Origin of the sequence: Klebsiella sp. JN_Kp121 (assembly GCF_040062145.1) — a bacterium.
Taxonomy (GTDB): Bacteria; Pseudomonadota; Gammaproteobacteria; order Enterobacterales; family Enterobacteriaceae; genus Klebsiella; species Klebsiella aerogenes.
The window spans coordinates 55,094-71,781 of record NZ_JBEAHX010000010.1 but is presented as its reverse complement, the minus strand read 5'-3'; the positions used below and the strand labels follow the sequence as shown (position 1 = coordinate 71,781).

General features: G+C 50.3%; 7 protein-coding genes and 1 tRNA gene. 5 read left to right on the top strand and 3 right to left on the bottom strand.

Translation table 11 applies throughout. From position 1 onward, the window contains the following. Window positions 1–142: 142 nt before the first annotated feature. The 3 genes from ABLU86_RS15435 to ABLU86_RS15425 form a co-directional block, all read right to left on the bottom strand. Complete coding sequence (locus tag ABLU86_RS15435; RefSeq protein ID WP_032709732.1) at window positions 143–1,162, bottom strand: NAD(P)-dependent alcohol dehydrogenase; 1,020 nt, start codon at window positions 1,160–1,162, stop codon at window positions 143–145. A gap of 113 nt (window positions 1,163–1,275) precedes the next feature. Further along, window positions 1,276–2,745, bottom strand: coding sequence for a SulP family inorganic anion transporter (locus ABLU86_RS15430; RefSeq protein WP_348796220.1), 1,470 nt, complete (start codon window positions 2,743–2,745; stop codon window positions 1,276–1,278). Further along, entirely contained in the window at window positions 2,742–3,380 is a 639-nt protein-coding gene (locus ABLU86_RS15425) for a carbonic anhydrase (protein WP_045386821.1), read from the bottom strand. Before ABLU86_RS15425 ends, ABLU86_RS15430 begins: the two co-directional genes overlap by 4 nt. Before the next feature lie 571 nt (window positions 3,381–3,951). Here ABLU86_RS15425 and ABLU86_RS15420 point away from each other — a divergent pair. The 5 genes from ABLU86_RS15420 to ABLU86_RS15400 all read left to right on the top strand — a co-directional run bounded on the left by ABLU86_RS15420 (window position 3,952) and on the right by ABLU86_RS15400 (window position 16,687). Continuing rightward, a tRNA-Leu gene (locus tag ABLU86_RS15420) sits at window positions 3,952–4,036 on the top strand. 198 nt (window positions 4,037–4,234) lie between these two features. Continuing rightward, complete coding sequence (locus tag ABLU86_RS15415) at window positions 4,235–5,500, top strand: integrase arm-type DNA-binding domain-containing protein (RefSeq protein ID WP_192986720.1); 1,266 nt, start codon at window positions 4,235–4,237, stop codon at window positions 5,498–5,500. Window positions 5,501–6,639: 1,139 nt separating this feature from the next. Beyond that, complete coding sequence (locus ABLU86_RS15410) at window positions 6,640–11,349, top strand: hypothetical protein (protein ID WP_192986722.1); 4,710 nt, start codon at window positions 6,640–6,642, stop codon at window positions 11,347–11,349. Beyond that, window positions 11,346–13,577 (top strand): hypothetical protein, encoded by a 2,232-nt coding sequence (locus tag ABLU86_RS15405; protein ID WP_192986724.1) that lies wholly within the window; start codon window positions 11,346–11,348, stop codon window positions 13,575–13,577. Before ABLU86_RS15410 ends, ABLU86_RS15405 begins: the two co-directional genes overlap by 4 nt. Window positions 13,578–13,828: 251 nt before the next feature. After that, entirely contained in the window at window positions 13,829–16,687 is a 2,859-nt protein-coding gene (locus ABLU86_RS15400; protein WP_192986726.1) for a DEAD/DEAH box helicase, read from the top strand. The last annotated feature ends 1 nt before the right edge of the window (window position 16,688 follow it).

Genomic DNA, 16,688 nt, shown 5'->3' with positions numbered 1-16,688 from the left:
GGTGACGGGCGTCTCGTTCAGGCGTTTATGGAAGCCCGGATTGTGGGAAGCGATGACTACAGGGGAATGGCGGGGAGATGACGGTTTGATGAAGCAAGAAGAAAAGCGCCGGGCGCACGGGACGCCCGGCGGTAAATACCAATCAGAAGTCGGCTTTTAGTACCGCGCGATAGCGGGCTTTGCCTTCGCGCACGTGTTTCAGCGCTTCGTTAATTTGCGACATCGGGAACAGTTCGGTTGTTGGCGCCACTTTGCTACGCCCGGCGAATTTCATCAGCTTACGCAGTTCGGACGGGTTACCGGTCGCCGAGCCGGAGATGCTGCGGTCGCCGCCGATCAGGGTAAAGGCCGGTACCGGGAATGGCTTCATTACCGCACCGACGGTGTGGAAGTTGCCGCCGTAGGCCAGCGCCTGGAAGTACGGCTGCCAGTCAAGGTCCACCGCCACGGTGTTGATGATCAGATCGAACTGACCGGCCAGCGCGGTTAACGCCTGCGGATCGCGGCTGTTCACCACACGATCGGCCCCCATTGCCAGTACTTCCTGCTCTTTAGCCGGGTTGGAACTGAAAGCGGTCACTTCCGCCCCCATAGCCCGCAGCAGTTTAATCGCGATATGGCCGAGGCCGCCGATACCAATCACACCGACGCGGCTGGTGGCTGTAACGTGGTGGGTCAGCAGCGGTTTGAAGACGGTAATGCCGCCGCACAGCATCGGGCCGGCGGAAGCCAGATCGATGCTCTCCGGCAGCGGGATCACCCATTGCCAGTCGGCGCGCAGCTTATCGGCGAAGCCGCCGCGGTTCATGATGGTCGGTACCGAGCCTTCCAGGCAGTTGATCTGATTACCGCTGATACAGGCGTCGCAGTGGCCGCAGCTGCGCGCCGTCCAGCCAATACCAACCTTCTGACCAATCTTCAGCCCTTTATCCTGCGCCGCGCTGCCCAGCGCCGCCACCCGGCCAATCACCTCGTGACCGGCGACCAGCGGGTAGCTCGACATGCCCCATTCGTTGTCGATCATCGACAGGTCCGAATGACAAATCCCGCAGTACTCCACTTCGACTTCGACATCTTCCGGCAGCAGTTCGCCGGCATCGTACTCCCACAGCGACAGATCGGCGCCCGCTTCTTTGGCGGCGTAACTTTTAATGATGCTCATGTTTGTTTCCTTGGGGTTGGCGTAGTAACGAAGAAAGTGTAGAGCATGGCAACAGGCGTCGCTTGGCATTAGGAGGGGTGGATAAGCGGGCGGACCAGCCGCCCGGGAGACGGTCAGCGGCTGGCAAGCGGCCACTGATTGAGGCGGATACCGCGCTGCGGCGCGCTCTCGGCAAAATCATCCAGCACCGCCTGCACATCCGGGTCAAGATAGCCGACGTTATCGTGCTCGACGATCACCACGCTCTTTTCCGGAATTTTCGCCAGCAGCGCCAGCAGATGTGGATTGTGTAAAAAGGTCAGGTTCTGCTGGATGCGCAGCACGTAGTGGTCGTCGTAACGGGCCAACTGCAGCGAATGGCGATGGCTACGCCAGATGCTGAACGCCACCTGGGTGGCGAGGCCAATCCCGATCCCCGCCAGCATGCCGAAGCCGATAATCCCGCCAATGGTGGCAAGGAAGGGGACGTACTGTGCAGCGCCCTGGCGGAACTGTTCAATGAACAGCCGCGGCGTCGCCAGCTTATAGCCGGTGTACAGCAGCACGGCAGCGAGGCTGGCGAGCGGGATTAACGTCAGCAGGCCGCTAAACCACAGTCCGCAGATCAGTAGCAGTACGCCGTGGATAAAGATCGACAGTTTGCTCTGCGCGCCATTGCTGACGTTAACCGAACTGCGGACGATGACCGCGGTGATCGGCATCGCCCCGAGTATGCCGGAGAGCAGGTTGCCGACGCCCTGGGCGACCATTTCGCGGTTCGGCGAAGGCGGCGGATTTTGCGGACGCAGTTTTTTCAGCGCTTCCTGGCTGAGCAGGGTTTCGAGGCTGGCGACCAGCGCGAGGGTCAGCGCCACCACCCACACCGACGGATTACGCCACGCGCTCCACGCAGGAGATTCCAGCTCGCCCAGCAGATCGCCGAGGCTACCGAACTCCGGCAGGGTAATGCGCGGCAGAGCGGCAAGCTGCTGCGGCGCGGCCTGGGTCATTAATACGGTGGTGGCACAACCGAGTAGGACAGCGATCAGCGGGCCGGGGATCCAGCGCAGGCTCTTCACCCGGCGGATAAGCGGCGAACCCCACAGCCATAGCACCAGCAGGCCGCCAAGGGCGACGGCGATAGCACTGAGGGAGAAGGTGGCGTTACCCTGTACGATATCGGCGAGCCCGGTCTCTTCTGCGCTGCCAAGCGCGACGGGGATCTGCTGCATAATCAGCAGGATGCCGATCGCCGCCAGCATACCTTTGATGACGCTGGCGGGAACCAGCGAGATAAAGCGCCCGGCCCGCAGAATGCCAAACAGCAGCTGCAGCACGCCGGCCAGCACCAACGCCATCAGGAAGACGGAGAAGGAACCCAGGGATTCAATGGCGGCGACGACGATGGTGACCAGTCCGGCGGCGGGGCCGCTGACGGCGAAGTGGGAGGGGCTGAGGGCGGTGACGACCAGGCCGCCGATGATACCGGTCAGCAGACCGACAAAGGGCGGTAAGCCGCTGGCCTGGGCGATGCCGAGGCACAGCGGCAGGGCGACAAGGAAGACGACAATGCCTGCGAGAGAGTCCTGACGAAGAGTATTCATGGGGCATGCTCCTGAGGTGAGAGGTGTTCGACGAGAGTGGTCAGATGGCCGGATGTCAGATCGTAGACGCAGCCGTGCAGGCTGAGCGGCCGTCCGCTGGCGAGCAGCGTCTGTACGGGGTCACAGTCAAGCAGGCGGCTGAACTGGGCGCGAACGTTGGCCTCCACCAGGGCGTTGAGCGCTTCGGCCGCGTCGGTGTCAGTGTCAGTGGGTGTCAGATTAGCGATATCACCCTGCAGGGTATCGCGCAGCGAGCCGATGCGGCGGGCCAGCGCCGAGGACTCGTGGGCCAGCGGCATCTCCGGCAACGAGAGCGCCGCCTGTACGCCGCCGCAGCCGTAGTGGCCGCAGAGCACCACCCGTTCGACCTCGAGATAGTGGAGGGCATATTGCAGTACGCTCATAAAGTTGTCGTCGGCGGGGTCAATCATGTTAGCGATATTGCGGTGGACGAAGAGTTCGCCGGGATGGCTGCCGGTGAGCACTTCGGCGGGAACGCGGCTATCGGAGCAGCCAATCCACAGCGAATGTGGCCGCTGCCCGGCTACCAGTTTTTCAAAATATTCCGGGTCATGCTGGCACTTCTGCAGCGCCCAGCTGCGGTTACGCGCCAGTAAAGGTTTTAAGGTAGTCACAGTCTTTCTCCTGATTAAAATCACCGAGTGAAAATGTCCATCGAGACTCGTACAGCGACTAGTAAAAATAGTATTTACCGGAACTTTCACGCCTGAGGAAAATCCTGGAATAAAGAGTGAAAACAAAACTTTTCATTAATGTAAAGTTATAAAAATATTGACGTAATTAATAAATCCTTAAGGATTGCGGTAATAAGAAAAAGCGATGGGGTAGTTTTTTATGGAATATATAAATCAATTACATTAATTATTCTGGAATCTTATATTGAATGCTCGATGAAGCATAAATGCTTATGGTTGGCAGCGATAAAACGGTGGCGCGATGAGGGTGTAATGTGAGATGGGTTTGAGAAAAATTGGAGCGGGATTGTGATGTGTTGGTCGTAGGGGCAGGGAAGCGAAGGCCAGGGAGCCGGTTTGCTGCGCATTGATGGGTAAAAATGTGACGCCGCACCGCTCGTTTGTGGGATTGCGCTGTTTTTTTCAACACTTAGCACTACTGATGCACGCTGTCGCTTGCATGGTGGCTATCGACAGGTATAATCCAAAACGTTTTCCGTATCCCTTCAGTGCCGAAGTGGCGAAATCGGTAGACGCAGTTGATTCAAAATCAACCGTAGAAATACGTGCCGGTTCGAGTCCGGCCTTCGGCACCATCGGAACATCAATAGACGTCAACGGACGTCTTTTTTTGTGCCTGAAATCCAGTATCCGCAAGGCTTTCCTCGCTTTTTCACTCTACCTAAGTCAACCTGATTCAATCTACATCAACTTACTGATGTGGGTACAACTGCGGGTATATCCCGGTTCGATAATGTTTGTACCCACACAGAACCCTTGAAAGGATACTCATCATGGCTCTGAGTGATGTGAAGGTTCGTTCGGCTAAGTCTGAAGCAAAAGCCTATAAACTAACTGACGGTGAAGGCATGGTTTTGCTGGTTCACCCTAACGGTTCCAAATATTGGCGGCTTCGCTATCGCTTCGGCGGCAAAGAGAAAATGCTGGCGCTGGGGAAATACCCTGATGTGTCATTGGCAGATGCCAGAGCTCGCAGGGATGAGGCCCGTAAGCTATTAGCGAATGGCGTCGATCCCAGTGAGAACAAGAAAGCTGTTAAGGTAGAACAAGAGCAAGAAGCGATAACGTTTGAAGTGGTCGCCAGAGACTGGCACGCCAGCAATCAAAAGTGGTCTGAGTCGCACAGTGCTCGTGTATTGAAAAGTCTCGAAGACAATTTATTTGCTTCAGTTGGGAAGCGAAATATCAAAGATATTGGTACTCGTGACTTACTGGTCCCAATTAAAGCGGTGGAAAAGTCAGGACGCCTTGAAGTGGCTGCGCGTCTTCAACAGCGAACAACGGCAATAATGCGCTTTGCGGTACAGAACGGCTTAATTGATTACAATCCTGCACAAGAGATCGCTGGTGCGATCGCAACAGCTAAACGAAAGCATCGCGCTGCGCTAGATCTCAACCGCATTCCTGAGTTACTCCATCGTATTGATCGCTACTCCGGTAGGCCGTTAACTAGATTAGCCGTCGAACTCACATTGTTGGTTTTCATTCGTTCAAGCGAACTGCGTTTTGCCCGCTGGTCAGAAGTGGATTTTGAAACGGCTATGTGGACGATTCCTGGTGAGCGTGAACCACTGGAAGGTGTTAAACATTCTCAGCGTGGTTCAAAGATGCGAACACCTCATCTCGTTCCCTTGTCGCGCCAGGCGCTGGCCATTCTGGAAAAGATCAGAAGTATGAGTGGGAATCGAGAGCTGATTTTTGTGGGCGATCACGATCCGCGTCAGCCTATGAGTGAGAACACGGTGAACAAGGCGCTACGCGTAATGGGGTATGACACGAAAACGGAAGTTTGTGGACATGGTTTCAGGACAATGGCATGTAGTTCTTTGATTGAATCGGGATTGTGGTCGAGGGATGCGGTGGAGCGGCAGATGAGTCACCAGGAGCGTAGTTCTGTACGGGCAGCTTACATCCATAAGGCGGAGCATCTGGGTGAGCGTAGGCTGATGCTGCAGTGGTGGGCGGATTATCTTGATGCGAATCGCAATGAGGCCACATCACCTTATCTCTATGCAAAGATTAATGAACCCTTATCTTGATTGAATATAAACAGCCATTCAGTTATTTATCAATGAAATGGCTGTTTATACCCGTGTTGTGCGCTGTATCGTCAACGGCATTACGACCGCCAGGCAACCTTTCTCCTTAAAGGCGGAATTCAACATATTTTTATAATACTCTTTTTTGATGACTTCGCTGCGCCGGAGGCCATGTGTAACGTGGTTTAGAGTAAGTAATGTTGATGATCTACCCCGAGATAGATTCTTCTAGCCATTAATTAAAATTTATAACTGTTGGCTAACAACGCTGAACGGTTCTCTGCCAACGGTGGAGATAATCGGCTAGGTGTTGAAGGTATCATATTCTTCCAGCAACCAAGTGGATTTGCCGACATTGCTGCTCGTGCTTGTTGAGCTCATCAAAAAATTAATCGCTCGAACGCGGCTATTGGATTGGATTTTATACTGTCTATTTATCATTCAACTAAAACACATAAACCATGTTAATGATATTGTTTTTATGCTTGTTCTTCAGCTCAGTCACGGTATGATTTAACAATTCGCCCTTCAGTTTATGCTATATGACTTTGCTATAAGTAAGCAATTTTGGGAAGCATGATCAGCTATTAATAGCTTGAAATAGCTTATCAAAAGTCAACTTACTCCGGTGATATTAGACTGATATGTAACCAATATTTTTTTGTCGTGGTCGCTTCGGAAGGTAGTCGAAATCGTTAGTAAAAAAACATCAATGTTGAGGCGAAAAATAGTTGGCAGCTACTTTGATCAGGCGATGAGGAGATGTGCGTTCATGTTGTTGTTCGTCAGGGACGGTTCACCATTTATCGGAAAGGTGACTGCCCTATCACAGTGTGTGCTCAAATAGTAAACACGTTGTAGATATGGCCTATCCTGCACGGTTTTAAGACCGTCTCATTTGCTGCCGTAGTTGAAGTTGAAAAACACGCTCGGGAAAGTTAAGCAGACGCTAAGCAATGCACTACAGGAAGGTTTGTCCTCCTGAGTTCCGTCTTGCCAAGAGCATCTCTGAAAAGTGCCTCGAAAATATGATGAATATTTATCGAAAACGTTTTTGGCGTGGGAGTATGGATTACGGGTTTTGACGTTGAGCGTTTGGCTGAGTGGTTGCAGGTGCATTTATATTAAGGGGGAGAAGAATGAGAAAAAGCTGGACTATAAAGGAAGATTGTAAGCTGCTTACCTTGGTACGTCAGCACTTTTCCGCGTTGGTCAGCCATAACCGGCTGAATGCCACAATGCCATTTAGCCAGCAGCTTCACGATGCATTTGACTCACCTGATCGCGATGCCGCAGCATTGTTGTATCGACTCGAACAGGCAAAAATCCTGGGATTTGCCAGCCGTCCTGGAGGCGATCCCACTAAACAGCGGTTTCGCTGTCTGATAAACAATGATTTGGCGCTATACGATTATAGCCTCACCTTTCCCACTCTCAAAAAAGCATTGCATCCAGATACCGTTGCAGCAGCACTAAACCACTTCACGAATAGCAATCCACACGAACCACTGTCCAATACTATCAATGAAATTGCAAAAGCCTTGCATCTTTCCTCCATGCAGATAGAAAAGCTTCTGATCGACAGTGGCCAAATAACCATCAATAGTTACCGTGAGTGTGAGCGTGTTGGAGAGATAACTATCAATAATAATCTGCAAGATCTTATCTCCAGGCAAATTCCTGACATAACGCTGGTTGAAGATATTAACGCTTGCCGCGCCCAAGTCTCTCAACTTTACCACGTGCATGAACGTGATGGTGCTGAGGTCATATTCAGTTCCGATGGTACGGGATTCGGCAAAAGTTATGGCGTAATTCAAGGGTATGTCGAATATCTAGAGTGTTTCGCCAAAAACCAAAAGTCAGATGATCTGTTTCCCGAAGGTGGCTTTACCAACCTGCTGTTCATGTCGCCGCAAAAATCACAAATCGACTTGGATAGCAGCCAGAAAGACAAAATTCTGGCTTCTGGCGGCGAATTCATTTGCGTTCTCTCTCGTAAGGATATTGCCGATCTCGACTTCATGGACTGGGCCACGGGCTTGAAAAATCGCGACCGCTATATTCAGTGGTACGAAGGGGCGAAAGGTAGCAAATATATTGGCAGCGCAATGCGTTCGCTCAATTACCATGTCTCACAAATTGATCGCTGTGAAGAGCAGTTAAAAAAGCTGACAACATACGGTTCTCAGGATACCAACTACGAAAGAGAAATTCTTGAAGAGCAGCTAAAAAACTGTCGTCATAGTATCCGCAATACGATTGAGTCAGCCTGTAAATTACTATTTGGACCAGATAGTGAAAAAGCTTCCATTAAAGAGTACATTCGTCGCGGGCTCCAGGCGCGCCAAGAGCGAATGCAACACGTGGAGACAGCACGAAAACCAAGCAAGTCTGAACTAAGCGTACACGAAGTCTACTTCGAGCTTATCAAACAGGTATTGCCTTTCGAAGTTTGCCAGTACCGCCCGTCGGTGCTATTAATGACTACAAATAAGTTCGACACATCAACTTACCGACTGGCGCCTCGTCAGCGAGGTGAAGGCGTGCGTTTTGAGTCCGTAGGTTTCGACTTGCTGATTGGCGGCAAGCTGACTCCCAAAGATCCACAGATCAGCACCGTTGCGGCAGCTGGCCATACCGGGCAGGTTGCCTATCTTCGTGATGAACACTTCAGAAGTAATCCAGACTGCCCTTTTCGCCAGAAAAATATTCGCTTTACGGTAATCATTGATGAACTACATGAAGCCTACACCCGCCTTGAAGAAACATGCCATGTAAAGCTAATCACACAGGAAAATAATCTGGCGCATGTTATCTCTGTCGCGGGACGTATTCACAATGCGGTACTCAGCCTGGAGCGCCGGAAAAAGCCCAAAGAAGCGCAAACGACCTTTGAGCAAGAGATGGTCAAATTCATCACCATCCTTCGAGATCTACTGGCGAAAAAGTGCGAATTATCACCCGGTACGACGCTGGGCTCGATACTGGAGATGTTTCGCGACCAGTTAGGAGCATTCGAAGTTAACGGCGACGCCGCCGAACGCATCATTTCCATTACCCGGAATGTGTTCAGCTTTAACCCCAAAATGTACGTTAATGAAGAGGGGCTGAAACGTATTCGTATGCGCAACAGCGAAGGCGACATAACGCGCACCGAGCTGTATTACGAAGTCGAAAATGATGCCAGCGACACCAATCCCACCCTGCACGATCTGTTCCAATTGGTCTCCGTCATCCTCGCCGCCTGTTCTGATATCACCAACCGACACTTTAAGCGCTGGGTAAAAAATGGTGGCCAGGATAACTCCAGCAGCCAGAATACACCCTTGGGCCAATTTGTTGACGCAGCCAATAATGTAGCTGGAGTGGTGCGACATATCTTCGATCGCACCACCGATAAAAACTTGTTGATTGATCATTTCTACACTTATCTGCAACCCAAAACTGTATTCACGATGACGCCGATAGTTGAACTCAATTACGTGAACAGTGGAGCCGAGCGTACAATTATTCTGGCGTTCGAGATGGATCTGGTACAAGAGTTGCCTGAAGCCATGCTGCTACGTTTATTAACGGGCACGCACAATAAAGTGATTGGACTTAGCGCCACCAGTGGTTTTAGCCACACCAAAAACGGTAACTTCAATCGTCACTTCCTGGAGCGCTATAGCCGTGACCTTGGCTATCGAGTCATTGAACGTAAAAAAACAGATATCGATACGCTTAGAGCACTACGCGCGTTGAGAGCCAGTATCCGCAACGTCGACTTCAGGGTGTTCGATGATAAGCAGTTAAAATTGACCGATATCTACCAAAATTGTGAGATCTATAGCAGGACGTATGACAACTTTTTTGACGCGCTGAAGAAACCGCTGGAGTACGACCTGAAAAATGCCTATAAACGGCGTCAGTACCAGCGGGAACTTGAAGCGTTATTGCTTGCCGCCTACGAGGGTAAAAACAGCCTGATTTTGTCCCTTTCAGGGACATTTAAGCGGGCCTTTATCAGCGCCTGGCGCACTCATCAATCAGCCTGGCGTCAGCAGTACGGTATGCACTCCCGGTGCGATGAAAAAACGGATAACGATAAGAAACATGACCAGATCCTGACCTTTACCCCATTCAAAGGGCGTCACACAGTCCATTTAGTCTTTTTCGATTCACCACTGGCTAATGTCGAAGATATTAGGCAAGAAACCTATCTCCAGAACAGCAATACCGTACTGGTATTTATGAGCAGCTACAAAAGTGCAGGCACCGGCCTCAACTACTTTGTGAAATACCATGACGGCGATATTAATGATATCAATGCACCACGTCTGGATGTCGATTTTGAGCGCTTAGTGCTCATCAACTCCTCGTTTTACAGCGAAGTAAAGGACAACAGCGGCAACCTTAATACATTACCTAACTACGTTACCGTGCTTAAACACTACGCTGATGACGATATTACCGTCCACAAGCTGGCCGATTTCAACGTTAATTTCGCCCACGGCGAAAACTATCGCCTGTTAATGGCCGAACATGATATGAGCTTATTCAAAGTCGTCGTGCAGGCCGTAGGGCGAGTCGAGCGTCGCGACACTCTATTGAAAACAGAAATCTTTTTACCTCGCGATGTGTTCCGTAATGTTGCATTCCAGTTCGCCGCTCTCAGTGAAGATAGCGGTAACGAGGTAGTATCAGAAAGCATGTCCTTGCTTAACCACCGCCTAATGGAGGAGTGCGAAAAGCTGAGTCAGAACCAGTCATTTAGTGATGCAGAACAGCGGTATGCGTTTGAACAGGCTATCGTAGAAAATGGTCGCCGCATCGATGCTGTTCATAAGCGAGTCCTGAAAACCGACTGGATAAATCAGGTACGCGCCGGCAACCTTGAATATCTCGAATTGTGTAATTTATTCCGCGATTCTGACTCCTTTACCGATCCCATGCGTTGGCTGGAAAAACTTCAGGCTAATTCCTTGTATGCCGCCAATCGGCAAATGCAGTCAATCCACCACGCCCTGTTTATCGACCGCCATCAGGGCAACCAAACTATTTTACTTTGCCACAAACGCGGCCCGGATGGACTTGTCCACAGAGATTATTCCGCCCTGTCGGATTTCGCTGGCGGCGCAAGAGAGTACCGGCCTGAGCTCACCCTCTTTCCGCAGTATAGAAACGATGTCGATTTTACCCCCGGCAACCTGGTCGGCGAGTTGATTCGTGAATGTGACAACATCCAGGAAACGGCATTCAAAAAATGGGTACCCAACCCCAGGCTAGTTCCGTTGCTCAAAGGCAATGTCGGTGAATATCTCTTCGATAAAGTGCTAAAAAGCTATGGCGTTACCCCACTTTCTGATCAACAGGTGTTTGAACGCCTTGAACCGCTAGTATATGAGTTTTTTGACCGCTTTATTGAAGTGGGTAACGACCTGCTCTGCATCGACGTTAAACGCTGGGCGACGCAGTTGGATGATTTAACGCGGGCAGAAGAAACGCTTGAGAAAAGCAACAACAAGATTCGCCAGATCCGTAATATCACCAGCCAAAAGGCAGATACAGAGGGGCAGAAACAGCTTCAGGCTGTGCTGTCAGGCCGTTACGAACGCATTCGATTTGTCTATCTGAACGTCGCCTACAGCCAGAACCCCAATAATCTGATGTGGCAAGATAACGTGGATCACACGATCCACTACCTTAACCTGTTGCAAACCGACTACCAGTACTATCAGCCCAAAAATCGAGAGAGCGGACGAGCTCAGGAAAACTCGAAACTGAGCATGACATTGGACATTAACCCAATGTTACTAACCCTGCTGGGTGTAGAAAAGTTGCCGACTAAAGGAAAAGTCTCATGATCCCTAATCTGAATGAACTGACGGATACTCCGATTGCCCGAACCAATTTGATCAAGCTTGAAGAAGATCAGCTGACGACTATCCAGCGTCTCTTGGCCCCTATATCTAATATCTATACGATAGACTTTATGGTTCAGCGCTTTACTAAAGAGCGAAAAGAAAAATCCGCTGATTACTATGCGCGAATTCATCAGGAGGTAAAATCTTGCGTGCGGCAGAAGCTTGGGCTGGAAGCCGGGCAGGAGGTAAAATATGAACTGCATTGCTTACCAAATTACCATCACGTCTTTTTTTTCCTGGCGCCTGCAACTAACCCGAACAGTCAGGCTCATAGGACGTTGGCAGAACGTATTGAAACGCTTTGTCAGCAACTCACCGCTGAAAATCATGACCTATCTCGCCTGATTCAGGGATTATTTAGCCTGCATTTGAAAATGGTAATGCTGGAAAAAGCCAGTGAGCGCTTTTCGGTATCGCCGACTTACTTCAACTCAACGCTTTACCTTAACGCTCGTCTGAGTCAGCCCGTCACACAAAAAAAAGGCATCGGGGTGATGGAAGCCTTTGAGCTCGACATTTATGCCTCAGAATATAATGAACTCGCTTTTACCCTGCACAAACGAAAATTCTTGGTCGAACCGGCGGATGAGATGCACCTATCCCTGGACGATACCAGCGTGTGGTTTAGCATCGATAATCGTCGGCTTAAAGCTCGGCGCAAACTTGATGCCCGTGATAGCAAACTGGATTTTTTTCGTGAGCGCAGCGGTTATGGCGAATGCCAAGCCTATACCTATAACGTGGTCATGAATGCTGCCTGCGAGCGGCTCAGTGAACTAGAGATCCCCCATCAACCTATCCCATTTCAGGCTACACACGAGGTCAATCAGTTTGCTACCGACCTCGATCAACAGCTGGCTAATACGCTGTTGGTGGTTAATAACGGCGTCGAATTCAGCGTCACGCAAGAAGCTTATTTCTTTGATGCATTAGCCAACCAGTTCCCCGGGTATCAACTCTGGTCTCTGGCATCGCTTAAACATTCCCGACAAACCGGATTTGCTGAGCTGCCTGCTAATACATCTATTCTGGTACTCAATGCGGTAGAGGAAGAACGAAGCAACAGCATCCGGCAGCAAGAGAATGAATCTGTTGAGTACAATGATTTCTATTCAGCCTTTGCCGACGCCCGAAAACAACCTGAACTCAACTGGGATATTTATACCCAGCTTAAGTTAGATCGTTTGCAAGGGTGGCTAAATCAACAACCACTGCCTGTGGTTTTACAAGGAATGAACATTGATCGTAAGTTGCTGGATGCGATTGATTTTATTAATGAACAATTGATAAGCAACCCTGCTCAATACGAAATCGAACTTACGAAACCACACAGTCGTCTCAAGTCAGCAGTTACCTTATTGAAAAGTAAGGTACGCCGAACGAAAACTGAACTATGGTTCAAAGAGAGCTTACTCAATCAACATCACATTCCACTGCCAGACTTGGCGAACGGGCACTATACCGCCTATGCGGTACGCAAAACGAAAAGTAATATCCACCTGCTTGGGTATGTTGAACTAAAAATAGAGCACGGCCAACTTAGGGTGGTTGATACCGGGATCGTCGAAGGTGAATTCGAGTATCTATCTGTTGATCATCCAGCTCTGGGACGACTAAAGAAATTATTCGATAAAAGCTTCTATCTCTACGACCATACAGCAGATGTGCTGCTTACCACCTATAACAGCTCCCGCGTGCCGCGCCTGATTGGCCCGGCGCAATTTAATATCGTCGATTCATACGCTTATCAGGAACAAGAAAAAGCGCTGGCGGAGCGTCAAGGTGATAAATTTAACGGGTATACTATCACCCGCTCAGCAAAATTGGAGCAAAACGTACTGCCCTATCTGATATCACCGGGCCGCTCGAAATACGACTCGTTGACTAAAACTCAAAAGATGAAGCATCACCATATTTACCTGCAACCGCATGAGAATGGAGTGTTTGTTCTGGTAAGCGATGCTCAGCCTACAAATCCTACTATTGCACGGCCTAACCTGGTAGAAAATCTGCTGATATGGGATGCCCAAGGTAAGGCCGTAGATGTATTTAATCACCCGTTAACTGGTGCTTACCTCAATAGCTTCACCCTGGATATGCTAAGGAGCGGCGAAAGTAGTAAGAGTTCGATTTTTGCCAAGCTTTCACGATTGATGGTTGAGAACTAACACGGTCTATAACCTTCGTCCCTTAATCACGAATTCTCCCCCACCGACTCAGTGTGGGGGAGTTGACCCAGCTCACTTTTTAACTATCGTTGTTTGAAATTTATGCGTGATTTCTGCGCATTACATTCCATTTTATCCCCCTGACGCTGCCCTTCATGTTATCTTTAAGGCCCTCTTTTTTATCGCAGTGTGCCGCACCACATCGCTCGGGATAGTGTTACCGCCACTGCCTCATACAGACAGAAAAACCGATGAATAAGCAAAATTATGCACCTGGGATGCGGGTGGTTATTCGTGATGCAGAGTGGCGCATTCGCCGGGCGGATGACAGCGGAGATGGTGGTCACCTGCTGACCTGTGATGGAATTTCGGAGCTGGTACGCGGTAAAGAAGGGCTATTTCTGACAAAGCTGGAGCAAAAAGTCGAGATTCTCGATCCAGCAAAAACAAATCTGGTGGAAGATGAGTCAGCCAATTACCAGGCCGCTCAGTTGTACATAGAGGGCCAGCTACGCCAACGCGTCCCGACTGACAGCAAAGTCCATTTTGGGCATCAGGCTGCGATGGACTCCATGCCCTTTCAGCTCGATCCCACGCGCATGGCACTGGCACAGCCGCGCCAGCGGATATTAATTGCTGATGCGGTAGGGCTGGGTAAAACGCTGGAAGCTGGTATCCTGGTTTCAGAGCTGATTCGCCGTGGACGTGGCAAACGCATTCTAGTGCTGGCGGTTAAATCCATGCTCACGCAATTCCAGAAAGAGTTCTGGAGCCGTTTTGCTATTCCGTTGACGCGACTTGACTCCGCTGGTTTACAAAAGGTGCGTAACCGCATCCCAACCAACCACAACCCGTTCCACTATTTCGATAAGACCATTATCTCCATCGATACTCTGAAACAAGACATCGAATATCGCCACCACCTGGAAAACGCCTGGTGGGATATTATTGTTATCGATGAAGCACATAACGTCGCTCAACGTGGGACCAGTTCCTTACGCAGCAAACTGGCAAAATTGCTCTCCGGGCGTAGCGATACGCTGATTATGCTCTCGGCCACGCCGCATGACGGTAAGGCTGAAAGTTTTGCTAGCCTGATGAACATGCTCGACCCGACGGCCATTGCTAATCCTAAAGAGTATGAATACGCCGATTTTGCCGATAAAAATCTGGTTGTGCGTCGCTTCAAAAAAGACGTAAAAGATCAGATGGCTGGTGAGTTTCCGGAACGTAATATCGTCAAATTGATGCGCCCGGCAACCGGAGCTGAAGAGGAAGCCTACCGCCGATTGGTTGAGAGTCAGTTCCGTGACGATGATGATGAAGACTCGCTGTCAAATAAAGGCCACCTGTTCAAAATTACGCTCGAAAAAGCGTTGTTCTCCAGTCCAATGGCATGTGCCAGCGTGGTGGCTAACCGCCTGAAGCGGCTTGAGAACCGCAAAGAAATAAACAGTCAGAGCCAGATTAACGAATTAGAGTCACTGCTGCTGGCGCTCAATAATATTGATGCCAGCCAGTTCAGCAAGTATCAGTTGTTGCTGGAGACCATCCGTAACGATCTCTGCTGGAAAGCGAATAACACGGAAGATCGTCTGGTGATCTTTACCGAGGGTATCAAAACGCTCGAGTTCCTTGAGCAGCAACTGCGCTCCGATCTCAAGCTGAAAGACGATCAAATTGCCACGTTGCGAGGCGATCAGGGCGATACAGTTCTGATGGAAACCGTCGAAGCGTTTGGCAAAACCCAGTCTCCGCTACGCCTGCTCATCTGCTCGGATGTGGCGTCTGAAGGTATCAACCTGCATCACCTCAGCCATAAAATGATTCACTTCGATATTCCGTGGTCGCTGATGGTATTCCAGCAGCGTAACGGACGTATTGACCGCTATGGGCAAAAACACCAACCACAGATCCGCTACTTGCTGACTGAAGCCAGCGAACCGCAGATCAATGGTGATATGCGTGTGCTGGAAGTGCTGATCAATAAAGACGAACAGGCACAGAAGAATATTGGCGACAGTTCCGAATTTACCGGCAAATTTACCCAAGAAGAGGAAGAGGAGCAGGTTGCTGAATTCATGATGCAGGACGATGGCGCCAGCCTGTTCGACGACCTGTTGAATAGCAATGTCACTGAAAATTCTGAACACGACCTGTTTGGCGAAATCTGCAGCGCAGTGTCCAGCGATGCTTCGATCGTGACCGAAAGCGACATTAGTCTGTTTGATAATGAGCAGGCATACTGCGAAAAAGCGCTAGGCTATCTGAAGGCCTGCGGCCAGACCGTGCAATACAATACCTTGCCTGATAACACCTTATCGCTGGTCGCACCGGAGGAGTTACGCCGTCGCTTTAACCAGTTACCGCCGGAAATTGCGCCGGAAAACTGGCAGCTTTATCTAAGCCAGGACAAAACCGTTATCACGGAAGCCATTTCGCGTGCGCGCGGTGAGCAACATGCCTGGCCCGATGTGCAGTATCTCTGGCAAATTAACCCGGTCGTGCAGTGGTTAGACGACAAAATTCAGTCTGCCTTTGGTCGCCACCAGGCTCCGGTGATGCGCCTGCCGCACCTGTTTGAACCTGATGAGGATCATTTCATCCTTTCCGGGTTGTTCCCGAACCGTAAGTCGCACCCGATGGTGAACCCGTGGCTGGTGGTGAGCTTTAACCGCGAAACGTTAAGCGGTAGCCTGCCTTTTGCTGAGTTCCTGAAACGACATCCGCAACTGAGAAGCAAACTGACTAACAGTGGTGGTAAAGATCGTAACCACCAGCGCCAGCAGGATCTGCTGGAAGCGGCAATCTCCCATGCGCGGGATGTGTTTGTTCACGATCGAAATGCTTTTGAGGAGCATATCAATCAGCAGCTCAATGAACATCTACAAAAGCTGGAGGTTCTGCGTGGGCGTCAGCTGAGTCAACTGGAGCTGGATTTTGCCGATAATAAACAGCTGCTTTCAGTGAAACAGAACCGCAAAGAACAACGTCAGCGCGAAATCGAACACAATTTTGACAGCTATATCCAATGGATTGAGGACACCATGACCACCGAAAAAGAGCCCTACATCCAGGTTATTGCAGTAATCACCGGAGCGGAGGGCTAAT

What these genes read in the sequence shown, in the direction of transcription:
- ABLU86_RS15435 (WP_032709732.1), bottom strand. Translation starts at nt 1,162, where the DNA reads ATGAGCATCATTAAAAGTTACGCCGCCAAAGAAGCGGGCGCCGATCTG.
- ABLU86_RS15430 (WP_348796220.1), bottom strand. Translation starts at nt 2,745, where the DNA reads ATGAATACTCTTCGTCAGGACTCTCTCGCAGGCATTGTCGTCTTCCTT.
- ABLU86_RS15415 (WP_192986720.1), top strand. Translation starts at nt 4,235, where the DNA reads ATGGCTCTGAGTGATGTGAAGGTTCGTTCGGCTAAGTCTGAAGCAAAA.
- ABLU86_RS15410 (WP_192986722.1), top strand. Translation starts at nt 6,640, where the DNA reads ATGAGAAAAAGCTGGACTATAAAGGAAGATTGTAAGCTGCTTACCTTG.
- ABLU86_RS15405 (WP_192986724.1), top strand. Translation starts at nt 11,346, where the DNA reads ATGATCCCTAATCTGAATGAACTGACGGATACTCCGATTGCCCGAACC.
- ABLU86_RS15400 (WP_192986726.1), top strand. Translation starts at nt 13,829, where the DNA reads ATGAATAAGCAAAATTATGCACCTGGGATGCGGGTGGTTATTCGTGAT.